16 protein-coding genes are annotated in these 13,319 nt (G+C 73.8%); 7 read left to right on the forward strand and 9 right to left on the reverse strand.

Translation table 11 applies throughout. From position 1 onward, the window contains the following. The first annotated feature begins 18 nt into the window (after positions 1-18). Positions 19-561: an excalibur calcium-binding protein gene (locus F1615_RS20830; RefSeq protein WP_149550534.1), complete on the forward strand. Its 543-nt coding sequence runs from the start codon at positions 19-21 to the stop codon at positions 559-561. A gap of 20 nt (positions 562-581) precedes the next feature. Here F1615_RS20830 and F1615_RS20835 read toward each other — a convergent pair whose 3' ends face one another. After that, on the reverse strand, positions 582-965 hold the full coding sequence (locus F1615_RS20835; RefSeq protein ID WP_149550535.1) for a DUF3037 domain-containing protein: 384 nt from the start codon (positions 963-965) through the stop codon (positions 582-584). Next, positions 962-1,726, reverse strand: coding sequence for a HipA family kinase (locus F1615_RS20840; protein WP_149550536.1), 765 nt, complete (start codon positions 1,724-1,726; stop codon positions 962-964). The genes F1615_RS20835 and F1615_RS20840 overlap by 4 nt, the downstream gene beginning before the upstream one ends. A 199-nt stretch (positions 1,727-1,925) precedes the next feature. On the opposite strand from F1615_RS20840, the gene F1615_RS20845 reads away from it, so the two are divergent. Next, a complete protein-coding gene (locus F1615_RS20845; protein ID WP_149550537.1) occupies positions 1,926-2,420 on the forward strand; it encodes a Rieske (2Fe-2S) protein in 495 nt (164 codons plus the stop codon). Positions 2,421-2,472: 52 nt separating this feature from the next. Next, complete coding sequence (locus F1615_RS20850; protein WP_149550538.1) at positions 2,473-2,943, forward strand: pyridoxamine 5'-phosphate oxidase family protein; 471 nt, start codon at positions 2,473-2,475, stop codon at positions 2,941-2,943. Here the strand turns inward: F1615_RS20850 and F1615_RS20855 are convergent. Continuing rightward, positions 2,918-3,868 (reverse strand): LysR family transcriptional regulator, encoded by a 951-nt coding sequence (locus F1615_RS20855; protein WP_149550539.1) that lies wholly within the window; start codon positions 3,866-3,868, stop codon positions 2,918-2,920. The two genes, F1615_RS20850 and F1615_RS20855, sit on opposite strands and share 26 nt — an antisense overlap. 75 nt (positions 3,869-3,943) lie before the next feature. On the opposite strand from F1615_RS20855, the gene F1615_RS20860 reads away from it, so the two are divergent. Beyond that, positions 3,944-4,891: a DMT family transporter gene (locus F1615_RS20860; RefSeq protein ID WP_149550540.1), complete on the forward strand. Its 948-nt coding sequence runs from the start codon at positions 3,944-3,946 to the stop codon at positions 4,889-4,891. Between the two features lie 252 nt (positions 4,892-5,143). Here the strand turns inward: F1615_RS20860 and F1615_RS20865 are convergent, their stop codons facing one another. Beyond that, positions 5,144-6,481, reverse strand: coding sequence for an aminotransferase class I/II-fold pyridoxal phosphate-dependent enzyme (locus F1615_RS20865; RefSeq protein WP_149550541.1), 1,338 nt, complete (start codon positions 6,479-6,481; stop codon positions 5,144-5,146). A 35-nt stretch (positions 6,482-6,516) separates the two neighbouring features. Between F1615_RS20865 and F1615_RS20870 the strand changes: the two genes are divergently transcribed. Together F1615_RS20870 and F1615_RS20875 are read left to right on the forward strand one after the other, a co-directional pair. Then, positions 6,517-7,200, forward strand: coding sequence for a pyridoxamine 5'-phosphate oxidase family protein (locus F1615_RS20870; RefSeq protein WP_149550542.1), 684 nt, complete (start codon positions 6,517-6,519; stop codon positions 7,198-7,200). Then, entirely contained in the window at positions 7,200-7,832 is a 633-nt protein-coding gene (locus F1615_RS20875; protein ID WP_149550543.1) for an FMN-binding negative transcriptional regulator, read from the forward strand. Before F1615_RS20870 ends, F1615_RS20875 begins: the two co-directional genes overlap by 1 nt. Before the next feature lie 35 nt (positions 7,833-7,867). Here F1615_RS20875 and F1615_RS20880 read toward each other — a convergent pair whose 3' ends face one another. The 4 genes from F1615_RS20880 to F1615_RS20895 form a co-directional block, all read right to left on the reverse strand. Further along, positions 7,868-8,824 (reverse strand): DMT family transporter, encoded by a 957-nt coding sequence (locus tag F1615_RS20880; RefSeq protein WP_149550544.1) that lies wholly within the window; start codon positions 8,822-8,824, stop codon positions 7,868-7,870. Positions 8,825-9,052: 228 nt separating this feature from the next. After that, positions 9,053-10,054, reverse strand: coding sequence for an EamA family transporter (locus F1615_RS20885; RefSeq protein ID WP_149550545.1), 1,002 nt, complete (start codon positions 10,052-10,054; stop codon positions 9,053-9,055). A 46-nt stretch (positions 10,055-10,100) separates the two neighbouring features. Further along, a complete protein-coding gene (locus F1615_RS20890; RefSeq protein ID WP_149550546.1) occupies positions 10,101-10,637 on the reverse strand; it encodes a Clp protease N-terminal domain-containing protein in 537 nt (178 codons plus the stop codon). 201 nt (positions 10,638-10,838) lie between these two features. Beyond that, positions 10,839-11,471: a PadR family transcriptional regulator gene (locus F1615_RS20895; RefSeq protein WP_149550547.1), complete on the reverse strand. Its 633-nt coding sequence runs from the start codon at positions 11,469-11,471 to the stop codon at positions 10,839-10,841. 170 nt (positions 11,472-11,641) lie between these two features. Between F1615_RS20895 and F1615_RS20900 the strand changes: the two genes are divergently transcribed. Continuing rightward, positions 11,642-12,451, forward strand: coding sequence for a PhzF family phenazine biosynthesis protein (locus tag F1615_RS20900; RefSeq protein ID WP_149550548.1), 810 nt, complete (start codon positions 11,642-11,644; stop codon positions 12,449-12,451). Between the two features lie 54 nt (positions 12,452-12,505). On the opposite strand, the gene F1615_RS20905 is transcribed toward F1615_RS20900, so the two are convergent. Beyond that, positions 12,506-13,306: a CPBP family intramembrane glutamic endopeptidase gene (locus F1615_RS20905; RefSeq protein WP_149550549.1), complete on the reverse strand. Its 801-nt coding sequence runs from the start codon at positions 13,304-13,306 to the stop codon at positions 12,506-12,508. Positions 13,307-13,319: the final 13 nt, after the last annotated feature.

The raw sequence follows: 13,319 nt of genomic DNA on the forward strand, positions 1-13,319 counted from the left end.
CCGGAAAGGAGGCGCTCCATGCGCCGTCGCACCGGTGCCATGGGCACGCTGATCGCGCTCGCCGCGATCGTGCCGTTGGCCGACACCGCCCACGCCCAGGACCTGGACTGCAGCGACTTCACCTACCAGGAGGACGCGCAGACCTTCTTCGACCTGGACCGGAGCGATCCGCATCGGCTCGACGAGGACCCGGGTCCGGACGACGGGGTGGCCTGCGAGGCGCTTCCCCGGCGCGGTCTCACCTCGTCCACCTTCCGGCCCGCGCCCGCCACGTCCGCACCGGCCCGGTCGCCGTCACCGTCACCGTCACCGACGACCGCTCCGCCCACCCGGACCGCAACCCCCACCACCGCGCCCACCACGGCGTCGGCGCCCGCCACCACCGCGCCCACCACTCCGTCGGCGCCGGTCGGCTCCGCTTCACCCACGCGTGGTGTGCGGGGCGGGCTGGGCGGCTCGTCGGAGTCCGGGCCGAGCGGCTGGGACCTGGGCATCGGCGCGACGTTCGTGACAGGTGCCGTGCTCGCGGCCGGACACCTGGTGAGACGCCGCCGCGCCTGACGGTCCGTGGGCGGCCGCGGTCAGCGCACGAGCAGATCGAGCAGCCGCTCCGCCTCCGCCGCCGGATCGGCGGTGAGCCCGGTGTGCACCGGACCGGGCTGGACGATGGTGGACCGGGGCGCGATCAGCCAGCGGAAGCGCCGCCCGGCGTCGTCGTGCGCGGCCTGTCCGGCCGCGTCCCCGCCCGCGCACACGCCCTCGACCGCCCGCAGCGCGGCCCGCACGCCGGGCAGGTCCGCCGACGGGTCGAGAGCGAGCAGCCGCGCCTCGTCGAGATGGGTGCGGGCGGCGACGAAGGACTTGGGGCGGCAGTACACGAGCACCCCCGCGTTGACGCACTCACCGCGTTCGATGCGCGGTACGACCCTCAGCAGCGCGTACTCGAAGACGTGCCGGTCGCTCACTGGTCCCCCTCGAGGCCGTGGATGCGCTGGTGGACGGTGGCCGCGCGGGCGATCAGCGGCCGCGCGTAGGCCGACCGCAGTTCGTCGGGGCTGCCGAAGCCCTGCTCCCCGGCCAGCCAGACGTCGGGGATCTCGGCGGTGACCTCGGCCAGCAGGTCCTCGGTCACCTGCGGTGCGAGGTCCGCCGCGGCCGACGCCACGTCCGGTGCGAACGTCCTGAGGGCATGGTCGGAGGCGTCGTAGGGACGGGCGGCGGAGGCGGCGGCGCCGGGCCAGTTGTGGTGCCAGATCATGGTCGCGCCGTGGTCGATGAGCCACAGCCCGTCGCTCCGGCGGAGCATGTTGGGGTTGCGCCAGGAGCGGTCGACGTTGTTCACCAGCGCGTCGAACCAGACGATCCGGCCGGCCTCCCCGGGGTCCACCTCGAAGGCGATCGGGTCGAAGCCCAGGGCGCCGGAGAGAAAGTCCATGCCCAGGTTGGTGCCGCCGCTGGACTTCAGCAGTTGCTGCACCTCCTGGTCGGGCTCACCGAGCCCCAGCACGGGGTCGAGTTCGACGGTGACCAGCCGCGGCACCCTCAGCCCGAGCCGGCGGGCCAGTTCCCCGCACACGACCTCGGCGACCAGCGTCTTGCGGCCCTGCCCGGCGCCGGTGAACTTCAGGACATAGGTCCCGAGGTCGTCGGCCTCGATCAGTCCGGGCAGCGAGCCGCCCTCGCGCAGCGGCGCGATGAAACGGGTCGCGATGACTTCCTTGAGCATCGCCCCAGGCTACTGGCGCGGCACCGCACGCCGGAGGCGGCCCGGGCGGGACGGGCCCCGCGCCCGACAGCGAAACGACAGCTGTGATTTACGCCCCTCCGACCGCGGGCACGCCAAGCTCTCGGCATCCCCTGAACAGCGTGGCCCCGTCGGCCGTACCTCTCCCCGACCCCCCACCCTCCCCGGAAGGGACATCAGCATGACCGCATCGCCTCAGCCCGCATCGGGACCCGGCCGTCGAGCCGTCGTGGCGGCGGCCGGAGCGGCGGGCCTCGCCGCCGCGCTGACCGCGTGCGGAGGTTCCGACGACGACGCGTCGGGCTCCTCCGTGGACTCCGGACCCACCGGCGGCCCGTCGGACGACGGTCCGAGCGGCGCCGGCTCCGACGGTGGCGCCGCCGCCGGTGCCGAGCCGCTCGCCTCGACCGCGGACATCCCCGAGGGCGGCGGAAAGGTCTTCGCCGACCGCGAGGTGGTCGTCACCCAGCCGACGGCGGGCGAGTTCAAGGCCTTCTCGGCCACCTGCACCCACCAGGGGTGCGCGGTGAAGAGCATCGCCGACGGGGTCATCAACTGCCCCTGCCACAACAGCAACTTCTCCATCGCCGACGGCAGTGTGAAGAGCGGTCCTGCGACCAAACCGCTGCCCGCGGTGGAGATCACCGTCAGCGGGGACTCGATCACCCTCGCCTGAGCCGTCGGCCGGCACCTGGCACCATGCACGACATGAGAGAAGAAGAGGCCGTATGACCGCCACGCAGCGCCGGGGCCGGAAGATCATGATGACGCCCGGAGAGCTGGACGATTTCCTCACCGTCCAGCGCACCTGCCGGGTCGCCACGGTGTCCGCCGACGGCGCACCGCACGTCAGCACCCTCTGGTTCGCCTGGGACGGCACCTCGCTCTGGCTGTACTCCGTGGTGCGCAGCAGGCGCTGGGCGGATCTGCGGCGGGACCCGCGGGTGGCGGTCGTGGTCGACACGGGCGAGGAGTACGACGAGCTGCGCGGCGCGGAGCTGTCCGGGCGGGCGGAGTTCGTGGGCGAGATCCCGCGCACCGGCGAGCTGTGCGCGGAACTCGACGTCCCCGAGACCCTGTTCGCCCGCAAGAACTTCGGCCTGGACGAGATGCCCCACGACGGACGGCACGCCTGGCTGCGCCTGACGCCGGAGAAGATCGTGTCCTGGGACTTCAGGAAGCTGCCGACGCCGTCCTAGGACGCCCGTCGCTCTCCCCGGCCGGCCCGACGCGTTCCCCCGCCGCCCGCAGCGCCTCCACCGCCGCGCGGATGGACGGGCGGCGGTCCGCGTCCGCACGCCAGACCACGAAGACGTGCCGTCGTACCCGCTGCCGCAGGGGGACGGTCACGACCCCGTCCGGCAGCGGGTTGCGGCCCAGCAGGGGGGCGATGCAGACGCCGAGCCCCGCCGCGACCAGGCCGAGCTGGGTGTGGCTCTCGGCGGCACGGTGGCCGACGATCGGCTCGATGCCCTTGGAGCGCAAGGTGAACATGAGCCACTCGTGGCAGAACTCTCCCTCGCCCCACGTGATCCACTCGTCCTCGGCGAACTCGGCGAGGTCCACCTCGTCGCGCCCGGCCAGCGGGTGACCGGCCGGAAGCGCCACATCGGCCGGGTCGTCCAGCAGGAGCGCCTTGACCAGGCCGTCGGGCAGCGGCATCGGCTTGTTGTACCAGTCGAGCACCACGGCGAGGTCGAGGTTCCCGCGGACCACCCCCCGGATGCCCTGCTCCGGTTCCAGCTCGCGGGAGCGCACGCGCAGCGCGGGGTGCCGTTCGCGCAGATCCGCGAGCGCGACCGGGAACAGCCCGCGGGCGGCGGTCGGGAACGCCGAGACGCGCAGCTCACCGGCGACCTGCCCGCGCTGCGCCTCCAGATCGGACTGGGCCAGCTCGACCTGGGACAGGATGCGCGCGGCGTGCTCGGCGAGCAGCCGGCCCGCGTCCGTGAGCCGGACACCGCGCCCGTTCTTGGCCAGCAGCCGCTGGCCGACCTCCCGCTCCAGCTTGGACATCTGCTGCGAGACGGCCGAGGTCGTGATGTGCAGCCCCTCCGCCGCGCCGCTGACCGAGCCGTGCCGGGCGAGGGCGTCGAGGGTGCGCAGGCGCTCCAGGTTCAACATGTAAGTGATGCTACGAGATACCGCGTGCGAAATCTCGATTGTGCTACGAGATGGGTGTCCAGCATCGTTACGTCCATGAGCAGCGTCACCGCGACCACCACCACGCCGGGCCCGGTCGGTCCCGCCCCGGACAACGCCCGCCCCCGTCTGGACTGGCGGCTGCGTTTCGGCGCACTGTCCCTGATCTGGGGCTTCAGCTTCCTCCTCATCAAGGTGGGCACCCAGGGATACGCCCCGTTCCAGGTCACCTTCGGCCGGCTGGCCTTCGGGACCGCCGTCCTCGCCGTCGCGATGGCGGTGCGCCGGGAGCGGCTGCCGCGCGGTGCGCGCACCTGGGGGCATCTCGCGGTCGCCGGATTCCTGCTGAACGCCCTGCCATTCTCCCTGTTCGCCTTCGCGGAGCTGACCATCCCGTCCACGCTGGCCGGCATCTGCAACGCGACCTCGCCGCTGTGGGGCATGGCGCTGTCGCTGGTGGCCCTGTCCGAGGACCGGCCGACCCGGGTGCGGGTGGCGGGGCTCGGCCTGGGGTTCCTCGGGGTGCTGACCGTGCTGGGCGCATGGCAGGGCTTCCAGGGCCTGGACGCCCGCGGCACCGCGCTGGCCCTGCTGGCCTCGCTGAGCTACCCGGTCGGCTGGATCTACGTCCGCCGCACCCTGGCGGGCAGCAGTCACTCGAACCTGTCCCTGACCGGGGGCCAGCTGCTGCTCGCCACCGTCCAACTGGCGGTCGTCACACCGCTGTTCACCACCCTGCCGACCACCTTCGCCGTCGGGCCGCTGCTGGCGATCGCCGCGCTGGGCACGCTGGGCACGGGTCTGGCCGTCCTCGTCCAGTACGGCTTGGTCGCCGAGGTGGGTCCGACGACCGGGCAGATGGTCACCTACTTCGTCCCCGTGATCGCCGCCGCGGCCGGCATCGTGCTGCTCGGTGAGACGCTGACGTGGTCGACACCGGTGGGCGCGGCGATCGTGCTGGCGGGCGCGGCACTGACGCAGGCGAGGCCGAAGCGGCCGGCGTGACCGCGCCACCGGCGCCGCGCTGCAGCCGGGACGACAGGGCTCCCGGGCTCGAACACCGCGCCTGCCCCGGCCTGTTGAGGGACGCGGCCCGTGCGTACGGCTGCCGCCGACCGTTCTCCACTCCGAACGGCGGCCCACGCCCCACGCACGCCCGAGCACGGCGACAGTGCGCCCCGGCCACGACGACCGAGCGCCGCACCCGCGCTTCACGAGCACGCCCGCTCCGGCCCGGCACACGGCCGAGCCCCGCGCCTACGCGTACGTCCGCGCCGGCTCCCCGGCCGGGCCGATCGCCGCGGCGATCGCCTCGGACAGGGGCTCGATCTCGTCCTCGGTGAGCGTCGAGACGGTGACCCGGATGGCCGGCGGCGCGCTCATCCGGAAGCGGGCGCCGGGGGCCACCGCCCAGCCCGCGTGCAGGAGCCGGGCGACGGCGCCGGTCTCGTCGGGGACGGGCACCCACACGTTCATGCCGCTGGGCCCGTGGGCGGCGACCCCGCGCCGGGCCAGCGCCCCGATCAGCGCGTCGCGGCGCCGCCCGTAGCGCGCGGCCACGGCCGCCGGGTCCACCGCTCCCTCGCTCCACAGCCGCACCACCGCACGCTGGACGATCCGGCTGACCCAGCCCGGCCCGAGCCGCTGCCGTCCGCGCACCCGGTCGACGGTCACCGCGTCCCCGGTGAGCACCGCGAGCCGCAGGTCGGGCCCGTAGGCCTTGGCCGCCGAGCGCACGAAGGCCCAGCTCCGGGTGGTTCCCGCGAGGGGGTGGAGCGGGAGGTCGACGATGTGGTGCCCGTGGTCGTCCTCGATCAGCAGCGTCTCGGGGTGCTCCGCGAGCACCGACCGCAGGGCACGCGCGCGTGCGGCGCTCAGCGCGGCCCCGGTCGGGTTCTGCGCCCGGTCGGTGACGAGGAGGGCTCGCGCCCCGCCCGCCAGCGCCTGACGCACGTCGTCGGGGAGCGGGCCCTCGCCGTCGACGCCGACGGGGACGGTGCGCAGGCCGAGCGCCGGGACCAGGTCCAGCAGACTCCCCCACCCGGGGTCCTCCACCGCGACCGCGTCACCGGGTCTGAGGTGGGCCGTGAGCACCCGCTCGATGGCGTCCAGCGCGCCCGAGGTGACGGCGACGGGCCCGTCGGGGACACCGTCGGCGTCCAGCCCGGCCCGGGCCAGACGTGCCAGCCCGGGCTCGACGGGTGCCTGCCCGTAGAGCACCGGATCCCGGTCGCCCTGGGCGGCCGCCGCCGCGAAGGCCCCGGCGAGCGGGGGCAGCAGCGCGGGGTCCGGGTTGCCCTCGGACAGGTTCCGCACGCCCGGCGGGACCTCCACCCGGATGAGCTCGCGTGCCGTGGTCGCCGGCTTGGGCCGCACCCTGCTCCCCCGCCGGCCCGCGGTCTCGATGACCCCGCGCTCACGCAGAGTGCGGTACGCGGCCGCGACGGTGTTCGGGTTCACCCCGAGCCGGTCCGCCAACTCCCTCATAGGGGGGAGCAGTTCGCCCGGCCGCAGCGTCCCGTCCCCCACCGCTCGCTCGATGCTGGCGGAAATGTCCGCCGCACGCCGTCCACTGATCCGATACTCTCCTAGCACAAAATCAAGTATGCACTAGTGCAATGGAGACCGCCATGCAGGGACCCCAGCCGCGGCAGCGGCCCGCCGCCACCTACCCGCCCACCGAGCGCACCGTCCCCACCCGCTCCCCCGACCGTGCCGCCTACGACAGGGAACTGGTGCACGCGATACTCGACGAGGGCTACGTCTGCCATCTCGGCTTCGTCCGGGACGGCGCACCGGTCGTGCTGCCCACGCTGTACTGCCGGGTCGGCGAGGTCCTCTACGTCCACGGCTCGACCGGCTCGCGTCCGCTGCGCGCCGCGGGCCGGGCCGACCAGGGCCTGCCGGTCTGCCTGACCGTGACCCACGTCGACGGGCTGGTGCTGGCCCGCTCGGCCTTCCACCACTCGGTCAACTACCGCTCCGTGGTGGTGCACGGCCTGGCGTACGACGTGACCGACCCCGAGGAGAAGCGGCAGGCGCTCGACGCCCTGGTCGACCACGTCGTACCTGGCCGGGCCGCCGACTCCCGCCCGGCCAGCAAGAAGGAGCTGGCCGCCACCGCGGTGATCCGCCTCGAGCTCGACGAGGTCTCCGCCAAGCTCCGCACCGGCGGCGTCAACGACGAGCCCGAGGACCTGGCCCTGCCCCACTGGGCCGGCGTCGTCCCGCTGAGCAAGGGCTACGACACCCCGCTCGCCGACCCGGACCTGGCGCCCGGCACCGAACTGCCCGGCTACCTGACGGCTCTGTGATGCTGATCCACCCCTGGGACGCGCCCCGCGACGACGACGAGTGGCAGCGGTGGCTGGCCGCGCACGACTTCGGCCAGCTCGCGGTCAACGGCCCCCCGGGCGAACCGCCGTACGTCCAGCCCCTGCACTTCGCGTACGACGCCGAGCGCGGCGAGGCACTCACCCACCTGGCCCGGCCCAACCCGCTCTGGCACGCCCTCGAGGCGAACCCGGACGTCCTGCTGAGCGTGGTCGACGACTACGTCTTCGTCCCCGGCCCCTGGCAGGCCGAGCCCGGCACCCCGCCGGAGCACGGAGTCCCGACGAGCCTCTACGCCGCCGTCCAGCTGCGCTGCCGCGCCCACGTCGTGGACGACCCGGCGGAGAAGGCCGCGCTGCTGAACGGGCAGACGGGCCATTTCCAGCCGGAGGGCGGTTCCGCGCGGGCGGCGGCGGGCGAGGCCCCGTACGGGCGGCTGCTGTCCGGGATCCGCGGCCTTCGACTCGAAGTGACGGGCGTACGGGCCAAGTTCAAGTACGCGGGCAAACGGTCCGAGGCGGTGCGCGACCGGATCGCGGCCGGGCTGGCGGACCGGGACGGCGCGCGTGACACGGAGGCACGCGCGCACGTCCTGCGCCGGCAGCCGGACTGAACCGGGTGCCCTCCCGCCCGGGAGGGCACCCGCTGTCACACGGGGACGGTTTCCGGCTCGCCCTTGCGGGCCCGCGCAGCCCGTGCCTCGCCCACCGCGAGCCCCGCGACCGAGCCCAGCATCAGCAGGGTGCCGGCCAGGGTGGCCGCCGTGAGCCGCTCACCGAGCAGGGCGACCGCGAGCACCGCCGCGCTCACCGGCTCCAGCAGCATGATCACGGACACGGTGGCCGACCGTACGACGGCTGCCCCGGCGAAGTAGAGGCCGTACGCGAGCGCCGTCGGCACGGAGGCGACGTAGGCGAGCAGGCACAACAGCACGCCGGGGGCGTCGGTCTGCGGCACCAGCCCCTCGACCGCGGCGAACGGCAGCAGCACCAGGCTGGTGACGGCGAACGCCCCCACGGTCGTGCCGGCGGAGTCCGTACCTCCGCCGCGCCCCCACCAGCGGGTGAGCAGGGTCATCGCCGAGTATCCGGCCGCGGACACCAGCGCGAGCAGGACCCCCCACGGGTCCACGGCCGTCTCCCCGCCGCCGAGGACGAGCACCACGAGTCCGGCGAGCGCGCCCGCGACGGCGGCCAGGCCGCCGCGCCCCAGCCGCTCGTCCATGGTCAGCCGGGCGCCGAGCGCGATCAGCACGGGTCCGGCGCCCAGGGTGACGACGGTGGCCACGGCGAGTCCCGTGGCGGAGACGGCCGCGAAGTAGGCGGTCTGGAAGACCGCGAGCCCGACGCCGGTGACTCCGGCCCGCAGCGCCCGGCGGCCGAACGGCTCGGGGACGGCGGACCGGGGACGACGGGACAGCGGCCGGACGGCGAGCAGCAGGACCAGGCCCACGGCGCAGCGCCAGAAGGAGAGGGCGACGGGGCCCATGTCGCTGGTCCGGTAGACCAGCGACGCGGCCGCGCCCGCGGTGCCCCAGGCGGCACCGGCGACGATCAGATAGAGGAGGCCTCGCCCGACGGGCAGGCCGGAGACGGCGTTCGACACGTGTTCTCTCCGCAGATGCACGCACCACGCGCGTCGGCGTGGGCGCGGAAGTTCGGGAAGGGATCCCGGACCGGGCCCGGTGAGGGCCGGAGCGGCGGGATCATCGGACTTCGTCTGCGGGCAGCACCGTTACGCCCCGGGCGACATGCCGGGGCGGATGTACCGGAGGGCCCGCCTCAGGCGGCGGGAGGCGGAAGAACGAGTGCGCGCGCATGCATGATCGGCACCTTATGCGGTCGTTCCCGGCGTGGACAACTCCCGTTCGGGGCCGCCGCCCGCCACCGGCTTCGCGGAACCCTTCGCCGGGGCCGAGGACTGGGCGATGAAGGCGCCCGCCAGGACGACCGCGCCGCCCACGATCTGCGGTGCCGACAGATGCTCCCCGAGCAGGACCCAGGCGAGGACGGTGGCGATGACCGCCTCGAGACAGGCCACCACACCCGCGACCTGCGGCGAGAGCCGGCGCACCGACACCACTCCGGTGACGTACGCGGCCACCGTGGCGACGAGGACGATCCAGCCCAGCAGCACGAGGGCGGCGACCGGGGTGCCGTCCATCTCGGCGCTGCCGGTGAGCACGGACCGGTCCATGGACCAGGGCCGGGCGACGAGGGTCAGCACGGCGGCGCCGATCAGCAGTCCGTAGGAGATCACACCGAGCGGATCGGGGGCCTCGTCGGCGTCGCTGCCCTGGTCGGACAGGACGAAGTAGCCGACCTGGCAGCAGGCTGCGCCGAGCGCCAGCAGCAGTCCGAGGGCGTCGAATCCGAGTCCGGACCACACCTCCACGACACAGGCGAGCCCACCGACCGCGAGGACCACGCCGACCGCGGCGGCGCGGGTCACCGGCCGCCGCTGCACGAACCGCACCCAGCCGAGCACGAGCGCCGGCGCGAGATACTCGACCAGGAGCGCGACACCGACGGGGATGCGGGAAATGGCGGCGAAGTAGCAGGCCTGGACTCCGGCCACGGCGAGCAGGCCGAACCCGACGAGCAGCCCCGGTCTGCTGCGCAGCAGACCCCGGTGCCGCACCGCCAGCGGCAGCATGACGAGCGCCGCGCCCGCCACGCGCAGCCACACGACGTGGAGCGGGTCGAGGCCCGCCTCGATCAGCGGCTTGGCCGCGACACCGGATCCTCCGAAGGCCACGGCGGACAGCAGCGCGAGACTGAGCCCGACGCCCCTTCCACGGTGGTTCCGGGTACTGGCAGAGGTAGGCACCGGCACATGATGACAGGCGCCGACAGGAGCGTCACCCCCCATGACACCTGTCTCACCGACTGGACGGCGCCTCGAGCCGGGCGAACAGTTCACGGGGATCGATCCCGGCGCGTTCGAGCACCTCGGCGGCGCGTGCCTGCGGGTCCGCGACGAGCGCGGCGAGCAGGTCCGAACCGCGTGCCGGACCTCCGCCGTTGCGGGCGGCGCGCCCGTGGGCGTACTCCATGCAGCCGGCGGCCAGCGGGGAGAAGCCCGCCGTCCCGGTCACCACCGGGACGCCACCCGAGTCCTCCACCGCGCCGTGCCAGCGCAGGCCGTAGCCGATGCTGCGCTGGACCAGATAGCCGAACAGTCGCGCGATGCGGGGCCCCTCGCCGAGGACGGCCCTCACCTCGGGGTCGGACTCCAGGAGCGAGTGCAGCAGATGGGCCGTGTCGATCTGGCCGTCCCCGTCCCTGACGGCCCTGCGGCGGGCCCCGGCGACCACCGCCGCCAGCTCGGCGCTGAGCCTGGCATCATCGCTGTCGGCGCGCTGGACGCCCTGCTCCTGGAGCTCCCGGGCCTGCTGCCGGGGGATACGGGGTTGCACATCCCCCACCCCATCAGTCCCGTGCCGCCGGGACATCCCCGGCGGGAAGCATCTTGGCGTCCCACGGAAAGTGGACGCCCCGGACAGGAATTTCCTCCTTGCGAAGGAGATCAGGGTGTTCGACACCGAAGGGCGCGCGCCGGTTTGCGTCACGCCCCTCGGTCGGCCCTCACCCCTCCCTGTCCGCGTCGTCAGTCCTGGTCAGTCCTCGTCGGCAAGGATCAGGTACAGCTTCTTGCGGGCCTCGTTGATGACGGCGAGGGCCTTCTCGCGCTGCTCCTTGCTGCCGGTCTTCCAGACCTGCCCGAAGGCCTCCATCAGCCCGAACCCGGCCTGCCGGATCTCGCTCAGCGCCTCCCAGTCGACCCCGCGCGAGGCCTCCTCCCAGGGAGCCTCGGGACCCTCCCCGGCCGCCGTACGGCCGGCCTCGGTGAGGGAGAACAGCTTCTTGCCACCCTCGGACTCGCTGATGATGAGCCCCTCGTCCTCCAGCAGCTGGAGGGTCGGGTACACCGAGCCGGGGCTGGGCTTCCACGCCCCGCCGCTGCGCTCGGCGATCTCCTGGATCATCTCGTAGCCGTGCATGGGGCGGTCCTTCAGCAGCGCCAGGATCGAGGCCCGTACGTCGCCGCGCCGCGCCCTTCCCCTCGGCCCGCCGCGCCCTCGTCCGCCCCAGGGGCCCCCGTGCCCGAAACCCGGGCCGAAGGGGCCGCCGGGACCACCCGGGCCACCCGGGCCGAAGGGGCCGAAGGCCGCACGCAGCCTCTCGAAGTCGCCCCGGCCTCCCCGCGGGCCGCCGTGACCGTGTCCGTGCTCGTGTCCATGGCTACGCATCGCAACCACTCCATTCCATCGTTGATCTGTCGCGATGCTTCAACGATATATCGGAAGGCTTCGTCCGACAACCCCACACCCCCTCGGCGGACCGAACGCTCCCGGTGATCGGTCCACCACCCACCGATTGGCCTTGGTCCGCGGCTTCACGCGGCCCGTACCGTCGGGACATGCGGATCCGAATCGTCGACGCCTTCACCGACCGGCCCTTCGCCGGCAACCCAGCCGGAGTGCTGCTCCTGGACGCCTTCCCGGACGACGGCTGGCTTCAGAACGTCGCCCTGGAGGTCAACCACGCCGAGACGGCCTTCGCCCACCCGCTTGCCGACGGCGGCGAGGCCGACTGGGCGCTGCGCTGGTTCACCCCCGCCGTCGAGGTCGCGATGTGCGGCCACGCGACACTGGCCACCGCGCACGTCCTGCACAGCACCGGCGCGCACCGGGGCCCGGTGCGGTTCGCCACCCGCAGCGGGGTCCTCGTCGCCACCACGGGCGAGGACGGCGCCGTCACCCTGGACTTCCCCACGGCCCCGCTCACCGCGGTCGACGTCCCCGACGGCGTCGCCGAGGCCCTGGGCACCGTGCCCCTGACGGCGTTCGACACCGGCCCGAACATCGGGGACCTGCTGGTCGAGGTCGCCGACGAGCGGACGGTGCACGCCCTGAGGCCCGACCTCAAGGCCCTGGCCGCCCACTCCGAGCGCGGCGTGATCGCCACCGCCCGCGCCGGGAACCCCGCCCTCGGCTACGACTTCGTCTCCCGCTGCTTCTTCCCGAACGTGGGCATCGACGAGGACCCGGTCACCGGCAGCGCGCACACCGCCCTGGCCCCCTACTGGTCCGAGCGGCTCGGCCGTCCCGCCCTCACCGGTCTCCAGGCCTCACCGCGCTCCGGCCGCGTCCGCACCGAGGTGCGCGGCGAGCGCACGCTGCTGAGCGGACGCGCCGTGACGGTCATCGAGGGTGACCTGCTGGTCTGACCTTGGCAAACGGGAGGGGCGTGCGGCAGGCCGCACGCCCCTCCACCCGCCGTCTCACGCGGTCGGCAGCCAGTCCACCTTGCCGGCCAGCAGCGCGTACCCCACGAACGCCCCGATGTCGAGCAGCGTGTGCGCGACCACCAGCGGCCCCACGCGCCCCCAGCGCCGGTAGAGGTGGACGAACACCACACCCATGACCATGTTCCCGATGAAGCCGCCGATGCCCTGGTAGAGGTGGTACGAGCCGCGCAGCACCGAACTGCCCGCCATCGCGGCGCCCGGGCTCCAGCCCAGCTGGTTGAGCCGGCGCAGCAGATAGCCGAGGACGATGACCTCTTCGACGATCGAGTTCTGCAGCGCCGACAGGATCAGCACGGGGTACTTCCACCACACCTCGGGCAGCGCCTCCGGCACCACGGTGAGGTTGAAGCCGAGGCCTCGCATGGCCAGGTAGAAGGCGATGCCGCTGCTGCCGATGACCGCCGCGACCGCGGCTCCGCGACCGAGGTCGAACCAGGGCCGGGTGCGGTCGAAGCCGAGGACGCGCAGCCCGACGCCCTCGCGCAGCAGGAAGTGCGCGACCAGCGCGACCGGTACGAGCGCCGTGGTGATCCCGAAGAGCTGCCAGGCCAGGTCCAGCCACGGGCGGCCCGGCGCGGCCGACGCGTTCAGGGTGGCCGCCTGGTCCTCCAGCCCGCCCGGTTCGGTGACCGAGCCGACGAAGCTGATCAGCGCGGACACGCCGCTCGCGCCGAGCGACAGCGCGAGCACGAGCAGCGTCTCGTTGCGCAGCGTCCTCCGTGACAGTCTCCGCTCAGGAAGGGAATCGGCCCCCGGGCCCGCCTCCGCCTGCACACCTGCCTCCACA

This window comes from Streptomyces marokkonensis, assembly GCF_008312835.1.
Taxonomy (GTDB): Bacteria; Actinomycetota; Actinomycetes; order Streptomycetales; family Streptomycetaceae; genus Streptomyces; species Streptomyces marokkonensis_A.